Genomic DNA, 20,670 nt, shown 5'->3' on the forward strand with positions numbered 1-20,670 from the left:
TTGGCAAATGTCAGGTTAATGGACGCGGTCGGCAGCGTGGTCGACAAGCGCGCAGGAATACCCAGCCCTGATGAGGGGCGTCTGCACTTTTCAAGGAATGCGCAAAAGAGTATGCGGATGCATAGTTCATTTGGGTGGGCAGATCGGGTCTGCACCGTGAGAGCCGGGCAACGCAGGCAGACAGCCTGACGGTTCTCAAGGCGAGTAAATCAGAAGAAGGTTATGCGGATACTGACAGGGTTCATCGTGAGGTGAAGCATTGCAGGGTAAACATAAACAGGGCTGATTAACTAGCCGGCGCGTACTATGTCGCTAACTTGTGCAAAAAGCAAACATTTATTTGGTGGTTCAGGAATAAATCTGAATTTACCTTCATCTAGTCTGACACCGGCCGCCTGCATATGGCCACGACCCTGAAGGGTGATCAGGTGTCTTCTGCGTTGTGTTTAGCTCGGTTGTCGGGCAGAGTTGGAGCAATTTGATCGGTTCAAGGAGTAGAGATGAGAAACCTGGATCAGCTGGATCTGGATATCCTGGCACACCTGTTTCGTGATGCTGGCATGACCAACAAGGACTTGGCGGCCCTGGTCGGGGTGGCTCCCTCCACCTGTCTGGAGCGGGTGCGTAAATTGCAGCAAGATGGGGTGCTCAAGGGGGCCCATTGCGAGGTCGATCATCAGGCCCTTGGCGGGCATATCCAGGCCATGGTCTCTTTGCAGCTGGCGCGTCACAGCCGCCAGATCATCGATGAGTTTCGCGATGCCATCCTGCTGTTGCCCGAGGTGATCAGCCTGTTTCACATGGGAGGCAAGGATGATTTCCTGGTGCATCTGTGCGTTGCCGATACGGAACACCTGCGCAACTTCGTGTTCGATCACTTCACTTCCCGGGAAGAGGTGGTGCACCTCGAGACATCCCTGGTATTCGAACACAGGTTCAGCCGCTCTTTACCCTGCTTTCTGACAACCTGAGCCAGCTCGGATCAATAAAAAACCCGCCAGTTGGCGGGTTTTTTATTGATGAGGGCCATGGCCCTCCTGACTGCTACTCCTTGAGCGTCGTCTCAGCCTCAGGTGCGGTGCGATAGAGCCCTTTCTGATAGGCCATGCTGCCCCACAGCGCCAATCCCAGTGCCTGTTCTTTCAGGGTATCGGGTTGGGGCGTCGGGGTCAGGGTCTGCCTGGTCGCGTCATAGACGAACCCCTCGGCCGGTTGCTCCGGTTGCAGAATCACCACGTCCTTGCCCCGCATCAGGGCGAAGTTTTTGTCGTATTGCATGATGGCTCGCCCGGGCCAGTCGTCTGGCGTGCGGGTCAGATCCTGCCCCAGCATGGGGTAGCTGGCGCTGACCCCCATCAGGGAGAGCAGGGTCGGCGCCATGTCTATCTGGCTGACGATGCGTGCATCTTGCTTGGGCGCCAGGCCGCCACCCACTATGACGCCCGGAATATGGAAGCGAGGGATGGGAACCAGGCTGGCGCCCCCGACCCGGCTGTCATGGTCTGCGATGATGAGGAACAGGGTGTCCTTCCAGTAGTCGGATTGCTTGGCTCGCTTGAAAAACTCACCGATGGCGTAGTCGGCATATTTGGCGGCGTTGTTGCGAGTCGCCTTGGGCAGCTCAAACAGCTCGATGCGGTTGTCCGGGAACTCGAAGGGATCATGGTTGCTGGAACTGAATACCAGGCTGAAGAAAGGTTTTCCTTCCTTATGCAGGGCCTCGAACGTGTCATTGGCCTTGGCCATCAGATCTTCATCCGACGCGCCCCATGAACCTTCAAAGACGGGGTTCAGGAAGTCTTTCTGCTCGACGATTTTACTAAAGCCATTGCCGAGGAAGAAGCTGCGCATGTTGTCGAAATGACTCTCACCCCCATAGATGAAGCTGGTGCTGTAACCACGCTGTTTGAGCAGATCCGCCAGGGTGAAGAAGTTGGTCTGGCTCTTGCCCAGCTTGACGACGGCTTGAGCCGGGGTAGGGGTAAAGCCGGTCACCACCGCCTCTATGCCGCGTACCGAGCGGGTGCCGGTGGCGTAGAGCTGGTTGAAGGCCCAACCCTCTTTGCTCAGGGCATCGATATTGGGGGTGAGCGGCAGGCCACCGAGGGAACCCACGAACTGGGCCCCCAGACTCTCTTGCAGCAGTATGACCAGATTCTTCGGTTTGCCCTGGTGGCTGGCCGGGTTGAAGCTCTGGCTCGGCAGACTGGCCGAGTCGAAGGCGGCAGCAGAGCGACGACTCTCGGCGCGGACAAGCTCGATGACCCGCTCATCCGGCAGCTTGCCATACATGCTGGCCGCATCTTCCTCGTTGCCCAACTGCTTGATGGCGAAGAACAGCGAGTAGGAGGAGTTGACAGTCAGGGCGTTGACCAGGGGGTCGTCAGCGAAGGCGACCATGGCCGGATTGAGGGCGCGGTGGCCCAGACTGGAACGAGCGCCAAGGAAACCTATGGCCAGGATCAGCAAGGCGAAGGCAGGACGCAGGTACCAGCGGGGCAGCGCCAGATCCTTGAGCAGATACCCGGCCAGGCGCCATCCTCCCCAGAGGGTCAACAGGCTGATCAACAGAGAAAGCAGCAGCTCGGCCTTGCGACCGGCCCACAGCATGGAGAGCACCTCTTTCGGATAGATGAGGTACTCGATGTAGAGACGGTTGGGTCTGACACCGTATTCGGTTATGAAGGAGGGCGTCGAGATCTCGAGAAAGACCATCAACCACAATCCCAGGGTCAGCCAGACACGCATCAGCCCGAGCCAGGCGCGACCTATCCCATGGGGACCTGCCAGCAGCATGGTGAACATGGCGGGGACGCCCCACAGCCAGCAGAGGGTGGCGAAGTCGACCCGGATCCCCTGCAGCAGCATGGGACCCCAGCCAGCGACGGCATTGACGCGATCCTCCTGCCAGAGGGCCAGTCCCATTCGAGAGAGGCTGAGCATGGCGAGAGCGAGTAAAGAGAAGCAGGCAAAAGGCCAGAAGGGGCCTAGCCACTGTTTGAGCTGTTTCATTAAGGGTTCCTGATATGAGCCTGTATATGCCTGTTTCCTCAGGCATTATTTTATTGTCGTCGGTAAGACACTGCAGAAGGGCAAAGGTTGCATTCGAGGAGGCGAAACAGTGGTTTATTCGCATTTTCATGCTACCCCCATCCTCCGGGTCAGGCTTGCAGTTACACATCCCTGCGTGCTCGCCACCATAGGGGAAAATCCCCCCCATGCCCAGTGTTCATGCTGGGGATAAAGTGACCGGGAGGAGTGAACGGGTTCGCATCCTCGGGATGCAGGGGCGGTTGCCGGCATATGCCCGTGCGGGCGCAGTGTGAAAGCGGACAAATTCTGGCGTTGGAGGGATAAAAAAGGCCCCATAAGGGGCCAATTTCAACCTGGGGTCATCGCAACTTGGCCAGGGGAGCCCCGAGGCGACTCAGCAACAGGCTGTCGAGTAGCCAGATGACCAGCATGGAAGCGCCGACCAGAGGGAAGGCGAGACCGAGCACGGCCAGCAAGAGGAGGGCTCCGCGCAGGGAGGGCAGGGGTGTCGGCAGGGGAGGTACCCCGAGTCGGCCAGCCGGGCGGCGACGCCACCAGATCCAGAGGCCGCTGACCGCGCTCAGCAAGACCATCAGGCAGATGAGCAGCATGGCCAACTGGTGGGGCCAGCCATACATCTTGCCCATGTGCAGCATGACGCCGGTTTCCACCGTCTTGGCGATCAGGTTGTAGTCCTGCCAGCGTACATCTGCCAGTACCTTGCCACTGTATTGATCCAGGTGGAGGGTGGCATCGTGACGGGGATCATCGGCAAACAGCGCCAGAGTGAAGACACCCTTGGAACCTGAAGGTGGCGTAATGCTATAGCCGGGTTGCACCTGGCGGCCCTCGGCGGTTGCCAGCACCTGCTGCCAGCTGATGCGACCGGGCTCGGCCGGGCCGCTCGCATGGCTCATGGCGCTATGATCGTGAGCGGGGGACTCCTGCATGGCGGCGTTCTGTGCCTGGTTTACATCCTGGTCGTGAGCAACCGATGTCGGCATCGGCTGGGTTTCCACCGCCCAGGGAACCGTCTGTTCGTGAGCGTGATTCAGGCTGCGAGCCAGCGGGGTTGAGCTTGGTACTTGATCCCACATCTGGGCCGGGAAGCTATTCCATGCCCCGGCGAACTTCCCCCCCCAAAAACCTGTCCAGGTCATGCCGGTCAAGAGCAGCAACACGAGGAAACCCGCCCCCCAGAAGCCGACGACTGCGTGCATATCCCGCCACCAGAGACGGCCTCGCTGATCCCGCCTCGGCCAGAGCAGCCCCTGCATGCCGGGTCCCTTGCGTGGCCACCAGAGGTAGAGACCTGTGCCAAGCAATACCAGCCCCCAGCCCGCCGCCAGCTCGATCAGTCGATCGCCTATGGTGCCCAGCATGAGCTCGGCATGGAGAGCACGGGCAATGGCTTGCAGGTTATAGTGATTGTCTTGGGTGCCGAGCAGGGTGCCACGAATGGGATCGATGAAGACAGTCAGTTCCCGATCCTGTTGGCGTACCACCAATTGGTCGCTGCGATCCGGAGCCGGGGCCGGGATGTACTTCACTATCTGGCTATCAGGCAAGGAGCCATGGGCCTTGTTGACCAGAAAGTCTGCATCCATACGGGGTTCGCCCGGCACGACAACGAGTTGCTCGGAATACATGAGTCTATCCAGCTGGGGCTGGAACAGATAAATGATCCCGGTCAGGGAGAGCAGGATCAGAAAGGGGGCAACAAACAGACCTGCGTAGAAGTGCCAGCGCCAGATCCTTTGGTAATGACTCACGTCCTTATTATTCACATGACACTCCTCGGCAAAAAAATATAAACCTTCTTGCTAGTGGAAGGTTTGGCGCGCGCATGATAACAGCAATATTTTGTCAGTCGCAACTGTACAGATTACCGCCGGGTCCAGGCCGCGAGCCGAGGCTCTACCTCAGGCTCTGAAGGAGGGACTGATTTGCTGGGGATGCCTGGCAACAGTGGAAAAATTCAAAGGAGTTCGGGGACAGGTATCTGGCGGAGCAATGGTTTGGCAGATCAGGCCAGCTTGATAAACCATTGGTCCCGTTCGTCGACACAGTCGGGCTCCCCCATTTCGAACTCGCGGCAGATGAGGGGGGTGTACTTCGTAGCGGTGGCTCCTCATTGATGAGGGCGATCCAGCGGCGATCGGGGCGGGCTCACTCCAGCTTGATAAACCATTTGTCCCGTTCGTCGATGCAGTCGGGCTCGCCCATTTCGAACTCGCGGCAGATGAGGGGGCGAACTTCATAGATGCGGCACATCATGGTGTTACGATCCAGCGCCGCACACCAACCATCTTCCAGGCGGTGCATCACGGGCACCTGTCCTTCTATCTCATCCACATAGCGATCCGGCACGCCGGTGTCGGTAAACAGCATCACTTCGAGGCGACAGCAGCAGGCCTCGCAGTTCTGACAGCTGACTTCGGGTGGATTAGCGTGGGACATGGGTTATCTCATGGGGGCTGGTTTGGTTGAAGATGACACAGGCGCCCGCAACGGGCGCCTGTGTTCTATGGGGCTGACGACAACCTGAACCTTAGCCCAGCTTGCGAGCGCGGTAGGTGCGGCCTTTAATCTTGCCCTCTTGCAGCTGCTTGAGGGCGGCGCTTGCCACCTGGCGCTTGACGGCCACATAGGAATACTGCTCGGAGACTTGGATTTTGCCGACGTCACTACCGGCTATGCCGCCCTCACCGGTCAGGGCGCCCAGGATGTCACCGGCCCGCACCTTGCTCTTGCGGCCCGCATCGATGGAGAGGGTCACCATCTGCGGCGCGATCGGCTTGAGTTCGCGGCCAATGCTGGCTAGATCACCATGGGGGATAGGGGCCTGTTGGTACTCTTCGATGAAGTTGACGCGCTGGGCTTCGTTCCCCTGATAGAGACTCAGGGCCAGGCCTTGCTGACCGGCGCGACCAGTACGGCCGATGCGGTGCACGTGGATCTCGGGATCATAGGTCAGCTCGAAGTTGATGACGGCACCCAGCTCCTTGATGTCCAACCCACGGGCGGCCACGTCGGTGGCAACCAGGATGGAGGTACTGCCGTTGGCGAAACGTACCAGCACCTGATCCCGCTCGCGCTGCTCCAGATCGCCATTCAGCGCCAGTGCCGAGAAGCCCTTGGCGGCCAGATGGTCGGCCACGTCGTTACAGGCGCGCTTGGTGTTGCAGAACACCACGCAGGAGCTTGGCTGGTAGTGGCTCAGCAGCCAGCTGAGGGCCTCGAGTCGCTGACCGGCGGGCACTTCATACAGCTTCTGTTCGATGGCGCTGCCTTCGTGGAGAGATTCCACGCTGACTTCGACCGGATTGCGCTGCACACCGCGGCTCATCTGGGCGATCCCCTCCGGGTAGGTGGCGGAGAAAAGCAGGGTCTGGCGGCGCTCGGGGGCATAGCTGATGACTTTATTGATGTCTTCGCCAAAGCCCATGTCCAGCATGCGATCCGCTTCGTCCAGCACCAGGGTTTCCAGGCTGGAGAGTTCCAGAGTGCCCTGCTCCAGATGCTTGAGAATGCGGCCAGGGGTGCCGACGGCGATGTGGGCACCAAACCCCAGGGTGGCGGATTGCGGTGCGGTCGGCGTGCCGCCGCACAGGGTCACCAGCTTGATATTGGGCAAGGTACGGGCCAGTCGACGGATCTCCTGAGCCACCTGATCCGCCAACTCGCGGGTCGGGCAGAGCACCAGCCCCTGCACGTCGAGACGGTTTGGATTAAGTCGGGAGAGCAGGCCAAGGGCGAAGGCGGCTGTCTTGCCGCTGCCGGTTTTGGCCTTGGCGATCAGGTCTTTGCCATCGAGCACCAGGGGCAGGCTCTGTGCCTGGATCGGGGTCATCTGCAGATAGCCCAGGCTGGCGAGGTTCTCAAGCAGGGCAGGAGAGAGGTTGAGGCTGCTAAATTCGCTGTTGTTCACAAAAGGACTCTATTTCGGAAAAATGGGGGGCGCGTGGCGCTAAGGGCGCGCATTGTACCAGAAGTGGGCATGAAATGTGGCGGATTTTTGAACATTCAGTGGCGATGCTGAAGGGCATGGTAGTGAGGCGATGAGGATAAAAAAAGGGCTCCATCACGGAGCCCTTTGCTTGAGGAGGGACGACGGTTAGTTACAACCGCTGAGGGCGGTAACAGTACCAGTCATACCATCTTTACTGGCGACATAGATGATGTTATCGCTCAACAGCACCGTTCTGGTCGAGCCAAGGTTGATACCGATGAGCGTACCATTCTCGGTCCAGCCCGCCACGTTGGTGAGATCCTGAGTCGAGCCATTGTTGTAGGTGCCCGTGGCCCGCAGGGTGATCAGATTGGCAACCGGGATCCCCAGCAACTCGACGACCAGCCCCTTGGTGCAGGTCACCGTTAGGCTACTCAGTGAGGCGGCCGACACGGTAAATACCTGGCTACCACTGACGCCAGAGTAAGTACCCGTGACGGTGGCCGTGCCCGTGCCAACGGCGGTGACCAGGCCTTGCTGAGTCACGGTCAAGACAGCGGTGTTGCTACTGGTCCAGCTAGTCAGATTGGTGACATCTTGCGGGCTGCCCACTCCGCTCAGGCTGGCCTGTGCTGAGAGTTGCACACTGGTGCCTGTCACCAGCGTACCGGAGGCGCCTCCTTGAATCGCGACCGAGTTGACCGTAGAAGGCGCTGCCGTAATGGGCGCAGTCGGCTGGCTGTTGACGCCATTGAGGCTGGCACTGATGGTGGCCGTGCCACTGCTGGCTTTGGCCTCGATCCGCCCCTTGTTCAACAGATTATCAACTGCAATCACACTCGCGTTGCTGCTGCTCCATAGAGCCTGATCGGTGACCTCAACCGGCGTTGCCGAGTTGGAGTACTTGGCAAAGGCTTTCAGCTGGCGCTGGATCCCAAAGGGCAGGGTACTCAAGTCCCCCTGTACCGTCAGGCTATCGAGGCTGGGGTTGCTGACGTTGAGAGTCACCGTTTCATCGATAACCCCCAATTGGGCTGTCAGGGTAACCGAGCCAGGCAACAGACTGGTGACCAGGCCATTGACCACAGTCGCCAACAGTGGATTGCTGCTGCTCCAGGTCACTTGATTGGTGACATCCACGACCAGACCATTGTCATAGACCGCATTCACCTTGAGCTGGGAGAGCAGTCCGGCAACCAGGTTGGCGGGCACATCCAGGATCTCGAGGTTAAGCAGGGTGGGGGAGCTGATATCCAGCTGAGCCAAGTTGCTATTGACGCCAGTCAGCGTGGCCTGAACCGTGCCTCCTGCCGTTGCGAGCAAGGCGGTCAGCAGACCATCGGCACCAACCACGGCCGCATTCACGGGTGTTACAGTCCAGGTCACCAGATCGGTGATGTCCGAGGTGGTGCCATTATCGAACAGGCCTATGGCCACTAAAGGCTGGGTCAGCGTCTCAACCAGACTGATGATGGGTGGTGTGATCTGGATGCCGGTTAGTACGGTCGGGGTGACTGTGATGGTCACTACCTTCGATTGGCCGCCATAGCTGGCGGTAATGCCTGCCGTACCCGGTGCCACCGCGGTGATTAGGCCGCTGGGTGAGACAGTAGCGACCCCTGTGCTGTCACTGACAAGTGCCGCCGATGTGGTCACATTACTACTGGTACCATCGGTGAAGGTGGCTGTGACCGTCAGTTGGGTCGTAGTGCCTGCCGGCAGGGTATTGAGCAGGGCGCCAGTGGTGAGATCCAGGCCACTGTTGACGAGTACGGCACTGATGACAGTTACCGGCAGGGTTGCGGTTTCGCCATTCAGGGTACCTGTGATGGTGGCAGAGCCCGGCAGTACGGCTGTAACCAGGCCGGTGTTGAGGCCAACGATTGCAACAGCAGGGTTACTGCTGGTCCAACTGACATCGGCGGTAACATCGACAACACTGCCATCGCTATAAGTACCACTGGCGGTGAGTTGACCGGTCAGGCCGGCAGCCAGGGTCAATGGGGAGGTTGTAATCACCAAACCATTGGGATTGAGGACTGCGTTGGTGACAGTCACCGGCAGGGTAACCGTCTGTCCGTCCAGGGTACCTGTGATGGTGGCAGAGCCCGGCAGTACGGCGGTAACCAGGCCAGTGTTGAGGCCAACGGTTGCAACAGCAGGGTTACTGCTGGTCCAACTGACATTGGCGGTGACATCCACACTGGAACCATCGCTGTAACTGCCAGTTGCTGTTAGCTGGCCAGTCAAACCGGCGGCCAGCGTCAAAGGCGGAACTGTGATGGTGAGTCCACCAGGATTGAGGACTGCGCTGGTGACTGTGACTAAAATGGTTGCGGTTTCGCCACTCAGGGTGCCCGTGATGATGGCGGTGCCGGGGGCAACGGCGGTGACCAGACCAGAGGGACTGACGGTGGCAACCAGCGGGTCGCTGCTGGTCCAACTGACACTGGCAGTCACATCCCTGCTGCTACCATCGTCGTAGCTGCCGTTAGCTGCGAGCTGAGCTGTCAGGCCGGCGGCCAGGGTCAAGGGAGGTGTCGAGATCGACAGACCGTTCGGGTTGAGGCTGGCGCTAGTGACTGTAACCACCAGGGTGACGGTTTGCCCGTCAAGCGTCCCGGTAATAGTTGCAGTGCCAGGGCCGACGGCAGTGACCAGGCCGGTCAGGCTGACGGTGGCGACAGCGGGATCGCTGCTGACCCAGCTGACGGAGGCAGTGACATCCACAGTGGTGCCATCGCTATAGCTACCGGTAGCGGCGAGTTGAGCTGTCAGGCCTGCGATCAGGGTCAGAGGGGGGGTGGCAATGGTCAGGCCGCCCTGATTGAGGGTGGCGTTGGTGACGGTGAGACTGAGACTCTTTGTGACGCCGAGCAGGCTGGCGGACAGAGTGGTACTGCCAGTCGCCACGGCGTTGACAAGGCCCAGAGTGCTGATGGTGGCGATGCTGGTATTGCTGCTCAACCAGGCGACCTGGCTGGACACATCCTGAGTGCTCTGGTCGCTGAGAGTGGCAATGGCAGTCAGCTTTTTCGCCATCCCTTTGGCCAGGGTCAAACTGGCGGGGGTGATCTGGATCTGACTCACGGTGGCATTGGTGATGGAAAGGCTTATCTGTCCCGTCGCTTCTTGCAAGTGGGCGGTCACAATGGCAGTGCCGCTTGCCTTGCCAGTGACTTCCCCTTTGGCATCGACTGTCAACAGAGTCGGCTGATTGCTGATCCAGCTGGCTTGAGCAGAGATATCCTTGCTGCTGCCATCAGAGAAGGTAGCCATGGCTTTTAGCTGCAGTTTGAGCCCTTTGGCCAACTTGGATGCGGGGGCCGTGATCTGGATATTGGTCACGATGGCGCTGGTGGCTTCAAACATGGAGCTGTTACTGGTTACTCCTTGATAGCTGGCGGTGATGGTGGATTGCCCCAAGTCCATCGCTTTAGCCAGCCCACTCTCATCTATGGTGGCAATGGCGGGGTCAGAGCTGCTCCAGCTCACCTTAGTCGTGAGATCCTCTGTGCTGCCATCACTGTAGGCGCCTATCGCCTGATACTGGGTATCGATGCCTAGGGGTATCTTGGGATCTACCTCGGCCCGAGCCTGGGTGCCAACGGGATTGGTGGTGATTTGGAGGCTGGTTAATTTCTTGGCAGGGCCTGGATCGGGAGCGTTACTGTCGTCTCCGCCTCCACCCCCTCCGCCACAGGCGAATAAAGCCAGAGTAAACAGTAGCGGAAGAAAAATATTAAGCATCCTGCTCATGGAGTTTCCCCTTATACACCCTGCGTTTGCATGGGTTAAATGGTTAATATGCGTTTGGTAACACGTGAATAGCCGTATAATAAGGTTGGTGATGCCGCACATAACTCTTTATGGTTATGACGATGATTTACAATGATAATTTTTGGTTTTTTATGATGCTTTCATTGGTTTTTTATGCCTTGAGTGGTTATTTATCATCATGTTCCAACATATCTGTCAGGAGGGTTTAACTGGGAGGGCTGATTAATAAATTGATCTGTTTTGGTGTTCGATATCCATCTATTGATATTAAAAACATTAATTTGTTTTATATGTTTAGGCGAGGTCTTCAAATATTGCCACGCATTACTGATAGAATAAAAACTAGTGGTTTTTTAAGAAAAGTGCAGTTATTAGTTATATCAGTGGTGGGTGCCCTCTTCGGGGCAGTGCTGGTTTTTAGGCATTATGGTGAGGCTGCCCGGGGAGCACGGGAGTGCGGTTTTGCTGCAGAGGAAGGCTAGCGTTGCTGGCAGAGGTAGCGATCAGAACAACCAGAGGGCCACGACGGAGATGAGAGTCAGTAGACCCAATAACCAGCGATCAGCAGGCTCAGGGTACAGAAGCTTGTTTCAATGGCGCCACCGCTCTGGAGTGACCAGCCGGGAAGACGGTAGCGCTGTTTGAGTGGCCAGAACAGCGGGATGCCGGCAGGGGTTAGCCAGTCGCCAAGCAAGTGGCTCAGATAGCCAATGATGAGCGCATCCTTAACCGCGACAGGCACCTTGCCTGCCATCAGGTCGCTGCTTAGTCCCCAGATGCATAATGCCACCGCCAGCAAACTGTGAGTGAAGCCCCTATGCCCCGTCAGGCGGGAGAGGGGAATGGAGATCCAGCGCAGGCGCTGACCCAGAACCGAGTTGGGGTGATCCAGATCAGGCAGCAGCGAACTCACCAGTGCGGCAAGCACCGTCTGGGCCAGATTTGCATCGGCCAGGGCTGGAGTGAGCGGTAGCTTGTGAGCGAGCAGGGCGCAGGTGACGGAGAAGATCAGGTGCCCTTTGGCTGTCATGGTAACCGGGGTGCGAGGTGAGAGGCGGCGCATATTAGCAGCTCAACAGTGTTTGTCGGCAACTATTTGAAACCAGGTACGGCTCGGTTCATCGAGTGCTCGAATCATGAGCCATCGCTGACCGGTTTTGCCCTCCTATCTAGCCAGTCATGGGGTGATCAATCCAGCGTGGCTGGCGATGACTCTTATGGCTGCCGGCTTCAAGCCCCTGTCAGCCGAGGCGTCCCTTCTGCAACCAACGGTCGAGGGCATTGGCGAAGTTCTGCTTGTCCGCTTGGTTGAAAGGTGCGGGGCCACCGGTCTGAACCCCGGCAGATCGCAGCTCCTCCATCAGATTACGCATGCCGAGCCGGGCCTTGATGGTCTCCTTGGTATAGATTTCGCCCCGTGGATTGAGCGCCTCGCCACCGGCGTCGATTACCCATGAAGCCAAGGGGATGTCCCCGGTGATCACCAGATCCCCCGGCACGACTTGCTGGGCGATGACGTGATCCGCCACATCAAAGCCCTTTTCTACCTGCTGGGTCTTGATATAGGGAGAGGGGGGGACCCTCAGTCCCTGATTGGCGACCAGGGTGGTCAGCATCTTGGCGCGATGAGCGGCGCGGTAGAGGATCTCCTTGACCGGAGTGGGGCAGGCATCGGCATCGACCCAGATGGGCATGGTTTGGTATCCAGAATATGAAGATGTCTCATCTTATCATGGCTTGGGGCAAAGCTGAGTCGGGGCCCGCTTTGGTGTAAGCTGGGCGACTGCCGCCATGCTGCGGCAGAGGCGAACAATGTCATCCGGCGCAATTGAGAGGAGGTGTCGTGGATCTGGTACCCAATGATGTTATCTATGGTCTGGCCCTGGACGGTAAGGGTGGCCAGCATCCGCTGGGGGCGGGCGCCGAGTTACCGGCCCAGCAACCGAGTTGGTTGCACCTGGATTACGGTAACCCTGAGGCGGCCCGCTGGCTACTGCAGACGCCTTTGCTGGGGGATGCGGCCCGCGAGGCGCTGCTCGGCCAGAGCAATAGACCCAAGCTGGTGCGGATGGGGGAAACGGTGCTGCTGATCCTGCGCGGCATCAACCACAACCAGAATCACAAACCCGAAGAGATGGTAGCCCTGCGTATTTTCATTACCCCGGATCTCATCATCAGCAGCCGTCGTCGCCCTCTCTTGTCTGAAAAGGATGTGTTCGAACAGTTGCAGCTGGGTGGCGGACCGGATAACCCGGCTGACTGGTTGGTGGAGATCTGCGATGCCCTGACCGATCGCGCCGGCGAGTTCGTCGAAGAGCTGCACGATCAGATCCTGGAGCTTGAGGAGCAGGTGCTGGAGCGGGATCTGCCGACCACGGGGAAGCTGGCCCGCATTCGCAAACAGTTGATCATGATCCGCCGCTACCTCTCCCCTCAACGGGATCTCATCGCGCGTCTCGCCAGCGAGAAGATCAGCTGGTTCGAGGAGGACGACAGGCGCCGTCTGCTCGATATTGCCGACCGCTTGCGGCGCTGGTTGGACGATCTGGATGCAGGGGTCGCCCGCACCGGTGTGCTGGCGGACGAGATCAACAACATGGTGGCGGAGGCGACAAATCGCCGCGCCTATCAGATGTCGGTCATGGCACTGCTGTTTCTCCCTGCCAGCTTCCTGACGGGCCTGTTCGGCATTAACCTGGGGGGCATTCCGGGTGCCGAGAGTCCGCTCGCCTTCTGGGTGTTCTGCGCATCTCTGATCAGTCTGGCCGTGGTGCTCGCCCTCTGGCTCAAACATCGACGCTGGTGGTGACCATGACCCTTTGGCAATCTTTTGGGCTGACCCTGCTGGTATTGCTGGCTCATGGCCTGATCCGGCGCATCATCAGGCGCAGTCTGTTGGTATTGGGGCGCAGCAAGCAGGTGAGCGAGAGCCGGGTCGGCTACGTTGAGCATGTATTTCACTTCCTGCTTGGCAGCGCCACTCTGCTGGTGCTGGCCGGGGTCTGGGGTCTCGACTTTTCCCGGTTGGTGGTACTGGCTTCCTCCTTCTTCGCGGTACTCGGGGTTGCCATGGTGGCCCAGTGGTCGATCCTCTCCAACATCACCGCCAGCATCACCATCTTCTTCGCCTTTCCATATCGGATCGGAGACAGGATCCGCATTCTCGACAAGGATGATTCCGTTACGGGGGTCATCCTGGAGATAGGGCTCTTCTATGTGCAGGTGCGCGATGATCAGGGTGATCTGGTCACCTATCCGGCCAATCTGTTCCTGCAAAGACCGGTACGCAGACTGGAGTCTTCTTCTCATCCCCAAGTGCCTGACCAACCGGAATAGGGGCAGAGCCCTTATCCATTATCTGCAACCTCCTCTTCTCCCTGAGGCTGACGAAAAGACCCCGCCGTGGCGGGGTCTGGGTCATGAGGGGCTGAGTGCCTTGGTTCAGCGCTCAAAGAAGTGATAGAGATGTTCGACCTGGATCGGGCAGTCGGCGACCTTGTGGATGTGATCCCGCGCTTCGTCCACTGTGCCGAAACTGAGCGGCAGGCCGAAGCTGTCGGTCAACTCGAACAGGCGTCCCCCCTCCCCGCGAAACTCGACAATCCAGCCAGGCAGCATGGCATCGTGTACGATTTCTGCCTCCTGTATGCCCTGTTGTCGATAAAGCTGGCGTAGTTCACTGACTGTCATATCGACCTCCTTCTGAGCGACGCGCCACCATGACAAGTCTAGTCTCTGCCGGGATTGGCTTCGCTTTTCACCCCATTTTCCTTGGGGGGTTGCAGCGCAATGACCGACTCCCCCGGTACGGGCGCTATGTTGCCAATGACCACTCGCGGATGCTGTTTGGCATCCAGAATGAACATGGGGACTGCGCCTGGGTTGGCCGTCTGGTACGCGCTCCAATCGAAGGTCTCCGAGAGTCGGGTCGCCTTGATCTGTCCACCCCGGGCCAACATGCCGCTCAGTCGGGCAAAGTTGATGTCGCTGCCAAACAGCACCTGGCGTGCCCGGAAGGTGGCACTCTCCCGGTTGGCTTTGCCATGTTGATCGCTCGATCGCAGCGAATAGATAGTCTCCTCGCCAAACTGGTGGGAAAAATGCAGCACCCCCAGAGCATTGTTGTGGCGGCTGGGGGAGAGCGCCAGCACTGTGCTGATGCTGGTGAGTGGCAGATGCAGTTCAGCATGCTCCGACTGGGGATTCCCGAAGTAGCAGGGCAGGTTGCTCATGCGGGCCAGCTTGCAGTTCTCCCAGGCCGGATCCGACAGGTAGACGGGCACCCCCTGATCCGCCAGGGCCTTGCCGATGGCGCGCGCCACCGAGTTGGCGCCGATCAGCAGCCAGGTGTTGGGAGTGGGTTGGCGCATGCCGAGCAGGCCAGCCAGCGGCGCCGAGGTGAGGCTCTGCAGTACCACGGTCGAGATGATGACGGCGAATACCAGAGGTACCAACTTACCCGCATCCGGGATCCCGGCTTCACTGAGACTGATGGCAAAAGAGGCGCTGACCGCAGCGGCGACTATGCCCCGTGGCGCTATCCAGCTGAGCAGGGCGCGGGCTCGCCAGGGCAGGGTTGAGTCGTGGGTCGAGACCAGGATACAGAGCGGGCGGGCCACGAACTGCACCACGCACAGCAAGACCAGCACCATGGGGCCGAGCTGCCAGAGCTGGCCCAGGTCGAGGCGCGCGGCCAGCAGGATGAACAGGGTAGAGATCAGAATGACGGCAAGATCCTCCTTGAAGGCCAGCACCTCTTCCAGATCCAGACCATCCTGGTTGGCGAGCCAGATGCCAAAAACCGTCACTGCCAGCAGGCCAGACTCATGACTGAGCCAGTCGGAGAGGGTGAAGGTGGCGAGTACCAGCGCCAGCACCCCGAACTTGTGCAGCGTGACCGGCAGCCAGTCCTTGCGGATGATGAGAGTGGTGATCCAGCCTGCCGCCACCCCGATGAAGGAACCTATGCCGACTGTCTTGGCCAGGGCCCAGAGGGTATGGGTCACCATCTCCTGCTGGCTGCCGAGCAGTACAGCCTCGAAGATCAATACCGCGAACAGGGCACCGATGGGATCGATGACGATCCCCTCCCAACGCAAGATCTTGTCCACCTCCTTGACCGGGCGGATCACGTTCAGCATGGGCGCGACCACGGTCGGTCCCGTCACCACCAGCACGGCACCGAGCACCATGGCGACGCGCCAGTCCAGACCGAGCAGGAAGTAGCTGGCCGCCCCTATCACCGCGAAACTGGTCAGCATGCCGATGGAGCAGAGATTGCGGACCACCTTGCCTATGCCCTTGAGCTCGGCCAGATGCAGGGTCAGGGCTCCCTCGAACAGAATGATGGCTACCGAGAGCGAGACCAGGGGAAATAGCAGCTCGCCGAGCAGAAGATCCGGGTTGAGCACGCCGGTCACAGGGCCAAGCACCAGGCCGGTCAGCAGCAGAAACAGTATGGCGGGGACCCGCAGGGCCCAGGCCAGCCACTGGGCAAGCAGGGAGATCAGCGCGATCCCCGCTAACGAGAGTGCGGTCATGGTTACCTCATAAAAAGGGAGTAGAAAGGGAATAACAAGATGACTATATGTCAGCCTGACACCCTAACTCGAATGAGACAACTAGATCCGTAATAAGAGGAGGGAGTCCTGGGGGTGGGGAGTGGGTGTCGACGCGGTTAGATCGGACTCTCCTTGTGGAGCTCGCCGACGCAGTGGGCGACGGCCAGCACCAGGGAAGATCGCACCATCTGATCCTGACGGGCGAGTTGCATCTGATAGAAGGTCCAATCCTCTTCCGAGGCGGGCGGCTCCAACGCGTGGAGGCCTGCGCGGTTGATGCCGTGCAGTCTATCGAGCAGGTCGCGAACGGGTTTGTCGCTAAAACGGTAATCCTTGGGGTCACGTACCAGAAAATCGCGGATCTTCAGGTAGACGTCTATGTCCTGATAAAGTTCGAGGGAGACCAGACCGAGGGCAAAAATGAGCTTGAGGCGCACCTCTATCTGACCGAGGGGGCCACTCTGGTTGAGCAGGGGTTCGATGGCGTATTTGACGGCATACTCTTCCTGGCGGAAGGCTCGGCGCATCAGAGAGTCCACCGCTTCTTCCAGGAGGGTGACGACCTCGAGAAAGAAGCCCCGTGGGCCATCCTGCTCGTTGAGTCGCTCCAGTACCTCATCTTCCTGGTGTGTGGTCATAAATCGATAGGGTCCAGCTAGTCATGAGCAGAGAGGGAGGATTCCCTCTCTGCGAGTCCGGTTAGAGTGCCTGGTAGCGGGCCGTGATGGCGGCGATCAATGGGCTCTGCGGGTCCAATCCCGCCACCCTGGCCAGGGTGGCGGCAACGCCATCGGCGATAATGGCGGCCTGCAGTTCGACGGCTTGCGGGTCTTCGTCATTGTGATAACGCAGCGCCGCCGCAATCCCTTCCTGCAATCCCTCATTGGGAAGGCCGTATTCCAGGGTACCGAGCAGGGGCTTGATCAATCTGTCGTGCTCTCCCAGCTTGCGCAGGGGCTGGCGGCCGACCCTGTCCACTTCGTCCACCAGATAGGGGTTGGCGAAACGGGCCAGTATCTTCTCGATATAGGCGGCGTGCAGGCGCGGATCGAAGCCGTAGCGCTTGACCAGCACGGCACCGCTCTCCTCCATGGCGCGGCGCACCTTGCTGCGGATCACCGGATCCTCGATGGCCTCGCGAATGGTCTGGTAGCCCATCAGCTTGCCGAGGTAGGCGGTGATGCTGTGACCCGTGTTGAGGGTAAAGAGTTTACGCTCGACGAAGGCCATCAGGTTGTCCGTGGTCTCCATGCCCGCCACCTGGGGCAGTGCTCCCTTGAATTGGGTCTGGTCGACAATCCACTCGCTGAAGCTCTCCACCGTCACCTCCAGCGGATCATCGTTGGCGGCGGCGGGAGGCACGATGCGATCCACCGCCGAATCCACGAAGCCGACACAGGATTCGAGGGTGGCATGATACGCGAGCGGCAGGTACTTGAGTACCTCCTGCTTGAGGTGAGTGGTACCGCGCACCATGTTCTCGCAGGCAATCACGTTGAGGGGGCTGAGATTGCCTGCCACGAAGCGGGCCTCCAATCCCTTGGCCAGGGTACTGGCAATCTTGTCCAGTATATTGGGACCCACCGCGGTGGTGACCAGGTCGGCGGTGACGATACGGGTGATCACCTCCGGACCTGAGGAGCTGACCGCCGCGACGTTGCGCACTGTGTCCAGTTTCTGATCCGCTCCCACCACATGCACCTTGTACTCCTGACGGTGGTTGAGCTGGTCGATCAGGGTTTCGTTGACGTCGGCGAAGGTGACCTGATGGTCGGCGTCGGCCAGCAGTTTTCCGATGAAGCCACGGCCTATGTTACCGGCACCAAAATGTAATGTTTTCATAAAATCAACCTCTTGAACCAATGATGTGGGCAGGATCAGGCAGCTTGTTCGCCACCCAGCAGGTCCAGGAACTCCTGAGGATCCAGGGTGCTGGCCAGCCGGTCGATAAGACCGGGCTCATCCAGAGCATTGGTCAGGCGGGTTATCACCTGAATGTGTTCATCGTTGCGGGCGGCGATGCCAATCACCAGGCGGGCCACCTCGTCCGCGGCTTCACCGAAGGCGACGCCAGCCGGATATTGGCAGATGACGATGCCGGTACGGATCACCTTCTCCTTGGCGGCTATGGTGCCGTGGGGGACGGCGATGGACTCGCCAAGGTAGGTGGAAACCAACTGCTCACGCTCCAGCATGGCCTCGACATAGCTGGCCTCGACATAGCCGCGCTTGGCCAGCAGGGCACCGGCGGCCTTGATGGCAGCCTCTTTGCTGTCGGCCATGAGACCGAGCTGGATATCCTGGCGGCTCAGGGTGAACACCTGGGCATCCTGCGGCTCATAGTTGTCGTCGTTGGCCGCAACCAGCAAGGTGGGGTGGGCCACATCGTCGTTGGCGGCCTGGGTCTGGCTCAGCTCCTGCACCATGGCCTGATAGAGGCCGTTGTCGAGGAAGTTGGTCAGGGAGATATGGCGCGCATTCGGTGCGTGGCGACGAGCTCGCTCGGTCAAATCCTGGTGGGTAATGACCCAGTCCACCTGGTCGTCGAGCTGGTCGATGGCACGATTGGTGACACTGATGTCGAGGCCGGCGGCCTGTACCCGCTTGCGCAGCATGCCGGCGCCCATGGCGCTGGATCCCATGCCGGCATCGCAGGCGACCACGATATTGCGTACGGTCAACAGCTCGCCACTCGGGTGCTTGGCGGCGACGGTGTCGGTTTTACCGCCCTTCATGGCTTTCATTTTACGGGTGGCTTCACCCAGGGCGTCGGCCTGGTCGGCTTCTGGCTGCTGGGCACGAACGAACACGGCGGCAACCAGGAAGGAGACCAGGGTGGCGCTGATGATGGAGAGGGCGACCCCGATCAGGGAGGCTTTCGGCGTCATCAAGAGCACGGCGAAGATGGATCCCGGCGAGGCAGGGGAGACCAGACCCGCATTGAACAGGGTCAGGGTGAATACCCCGGTCATGCCACCGGCGATCACCGCCAGGATGAGGCGCGGGTTCATCAGCACGTAGGGGAAGTAGATCTCGTGGATGCCGCCGAAGAAGTGAATGATGGAGGCGCCAGCAGCAGACTGCTTGGCCGCGCCACGGCCGAACACCATGTAGGCCAGCAGCACGCCCATGCCCGGGCCCGGGTTTGCTTCGATCAGGAAGAAGATGGACTGGCCATGCTCGGTTGCCTGCTGAATGCCCAGCGGCGAGAAGATACCGTGGTTGATGGCGTTGTTGAGGAACAGGATCTTGGCCGGTTCAACGAAGATGGAGGTGAGCGGCAACATGTGGTTTTCCACCAGGAAACCCACGCCACCCGCCAGCAGGCCGGAGAGCACCTTGACGAAGGGGCCGATCACGAAGAAGGCGAGGATGGCGAGCAACATGCCGATGATGCCGGCGGAGAAGTTGTTGACCAGCATCTCGAAGCCGCTCTTGACCCGACCTTCCATCGCCTTATCGAAACGCTTGATGACCCAGCCACCCAGCGGGCCGACCATCATGGCACCCATGAACATGGGGATGTCGGTACCGACGATGACACCCATGGTGGTGATGGCGCCGACCACGCCGCCCCGTTCACCGCCCATCAGCTTGCCGCCGGTGTAGCCAATCAGCAGTGGCAGCAGGTAGGTGATCATGGGACCAACCAGCTTGGCCAGTGTCTCACTGGGCAGCCAGCCGGTGGGAATGAAGAGGGCGGTGATGAAGCCCCAGGCGATGAATGCCCCTATGTTGGGCATGACCATATTGGACAGGAAGCGTCCAAAATTCTGTATCTTGACTTTGGTATCCGGTGATAACATGACGGCACCCCGTTTTGAGCCTGTGTGATTAAAAGTGGTAGTCGGGATAACGGGTTTTGCCGAACCCTCATCCCTGTCGTCTAAGCAACTTCAATCTACCACTTCATTTTCTGATTGGGCTGAAAACGGGGTGTCTTGTGACCCGCCTCTCAAATACCTGGCCTACCCCCCTCCCACAGCAGTGATGTCGATCACATCTCTTCACTGTGCCTTGACTACATTTCGATCTTTTCTGCCATGAGTGGCTTTTTAATGTGATCCACGCCTCCTTATCTCGTTTTCGAAAACCTCATGTCAACGTGATGGTGGTCACACATCCATTATTTGTATTCAATCGAGACAGTGTGTGCGGTGCATTATCTAGTGCTCACACCGATGGATAGATCGGCATTGACTGCTAATTACCAATGAATCACTTATTTTGTAACCCACTTTCAGTTTCTCCCCTCGGGCGTTTCGCCAGACTCGTTGCATATTTGAAGTCCACTTGGGTCCATGGTGAGGCGTTCAGTCCCGGTCAGCGAGTACGGGCTCAAGG

Annotated in this window: 15 protein-coding genes; 3 read left to right on the forward strand and 12 right to left on the reverse strand. The window is 59.1% G+C overall.

Annotated features, from left to right (window positions below):
- Window positions 1–500: 500 nt before the first annotated feature.
- Window positions 501–971 carry an Lrp/AsnC family transcriptional regulator gene (locus tag M2367_RS15975; protein ID WP_042001133.1) on the forward strand — a complete coding sequence of 157 codons (471 nt, stop codon included), beginning with the start codon at window positions 501–503 and terminating at the stop codon, window positions 969–971.
- A 73-nt stretch (window positions 972–1,044) separates the two neighbouring features.
- Here M2367_RS15975 and M2367_RS15980 read toward each other — a convergent pair whose 3' ends face one another.
- The 7 genes from M2367_RS15980 to M2367_RS16010 form a co-directional block, all read right to left on the reverse strand.
- Window positions 1,045–3,012, reverse strand: coding sequence for an LTA synthase family protein (locus M2367_RS15980; RefSeq protein WP_259237252.1), 1,968 nt, complete (start codon window positions 3,010–3,012; stop codon window positions 1,045–1,047).
- Between the two features lie 380 nt (window positions 3,013–3,392).
- A complete protein-coding gene (locus M2367_RS15985; protein ID WP_259237253.1) occupies window positions 3,393–4,820 on the reverse strand; it encodes a PepSY domain-containing protein in 1,428 nt (475 codons plus the stop codon).
- Window positions 4,821–5,202: 382 nt separating this feature from the next.
- Complete coding sequence (locus tag M2367_RS15990) at window positions 5,203–5,493, reverse strand: YkgJ family cysteine cluster protein (protein WP_259237254.1); 291 nt, start codon at window positions 5,491–5,493, stop codon at window positions 5,203–5,205.
- A 91-nt stretch (window positions 5,494–5,584) separates the two neighbouring features.
- Window positions 5,585–6,964 (reverse strand): ATP-dependent RNA helicase DbpA, encoded by a 1,380-nt coding sequence (gene dbpA, locus M2367_RS15995; protein WP_042044331.1) that lies wholly within the window; start codon window positions 6,962–6,964, stop codon window positions 5,585–5,587.
- A gap of 186 nt (window positions 6,965–7,150) precedes the next feature.
- Window positions 7,151–10,846 (reverse strand): Ig-like domain-containing protein, encoded by a 3,696-nt coding sequence (locus tag M2367_RS16000; RefSeq protein WP_310504077.1) that lies wholly within the window; start codon window positions 10,844–10,846, stop codon window positions 7,151–7,153.
- A 457-nt stretch (window positions 10,847–11,303) separates the two neighbouring features.
- On the reverse strand, window positions 11,304–11,795 hold the full coding sequence (locus tag M2367_RS16005) for a metal-dependent hydrolase (protein ID WP_259237255.1): 492 nt from the start codon (window positions 11,793–11,795) through the stop codon (window positions 11,304–11,306).
- Window positions 11,796–12,006: 211 nt separating this feature from the next.
- Entirely contained in the window at window positions 12,007–12,459 is a 453-nt protein-coding gene (locus tag M2367_RS16010) for a YaiI/YqxD family protein (protein ID WP_042044330.1), read from the reverse strand.
- A 149-nt stretch (window positions 12,460–12,608) separates the two neighbouring features.
- Between M2367_RS16010 and zntB the strand changes: the two genes are divergently transcribed.
- The gene (gene zntB, locus M2367_RS16015) at window positions 12,609–13,574 is read left to right on the forward strand and encodes a zinc transporter ZntB (RefSeq protein ID WP_259237256.1); all 966 of its coding nucleotides are present in this window, start codon (window positions 12,609–12,611) and stop codon (window positions 13,572–13,574) included.
- Between the two features lie 2 nt (window positions 13,575–13,576).
- Entirely contained in the window at window positions 13,577–14,101 is a 525-nt protein-coding gene (locus M2367_RS16020; RefSeq protein WP_259237257.1) for a mechanosensitive ion channel family protein, read from the forward strand.
- A gap of 105 nt (window positions 14,102–14,206) precedes the next feature.
- On the opposite strand, the gene M2367_RS16025 is transcribed toward M2367_RS16020, so the two are convergent.
- The 5 genes from M2367_RS16025 to M2367_RS16045 all read right to left on the reverse strand — a co-directional run bounded on the left by M2367_RS16025 (window position 14,207) and on the right by M2367_RS16045 (window position 20,132).
- On the reverse strand, window positions 14,207–14,455 hold the full coding sequence (locus M2367_RS16025; protein WP_042044327.1) for a hypothetical protein: 249 nt from the start codon (window positions 14,453–14,455) through the stop codon (window positions 14,207–14,209).
- 38 nt (window positions 14,456–14,493) lie between these two features.
- Window positions 14,494–16,305 (reverse strand): sodium:proton antiporter, encoded by a 1,812-nt coding sequence (locus M2367_RS16030; protein ID WP_259237258.1) that lies wholly within the window; start codon window positions 16,303–16,305, stop codon window positions 14,494–14,496.
- Between the two features lie 137 nt (window positions 16,306–16,442).
- A complete protein-coding gene (locus M2367_RS16035) occupies window positions 16,443–16,964 on the reverse strand; it encodes an MltR family transcriptional regulator (protein WP_259237259.1) in 522 nt (173 codons plus the stop codon).
- A 61-nt stretch (window positions 16,965–17,025) separates the two neighbouring features.
- Window positions 17,026–18,168, reverse strand: a complete 1,143-nt coding sequence (locus M2367_RS16040) for a mannitol-1-phosphate 5-dehydrogenase (RefSeq protein WP_259237260.1) — start codon at window positions 18,166–18,168, stop codon at window positions 17,026–17,028.
- A 35-nt stretch (window positions 18,169–18,203) separates the two neighbouring features.
- A complete protein-coding gene (locus tag M2367_RS16045) occupies window positions 18,204–20,132 on the reverse strand; it encodes a PTS mannitol transporter subunit IICBA (RefSeq protein WP_259237261.1) in 1,929 nt (642 codons plus the stop codon).
- Window positions 20,133–20,670: the final 538 nt, after the last annotated feature.

This window comes from Aeromonas sp. BIGb0445 (genome assembly GCF_024809075.1).
In the GTDB taxonomy this organism is placed as follows: domain Bacteria; phylum Pseudomonadota; class Gammaproteobacteria; order Enterobacterales; family Aeromonadaceae; genus Aeromonas; species Aeromonas rivuli.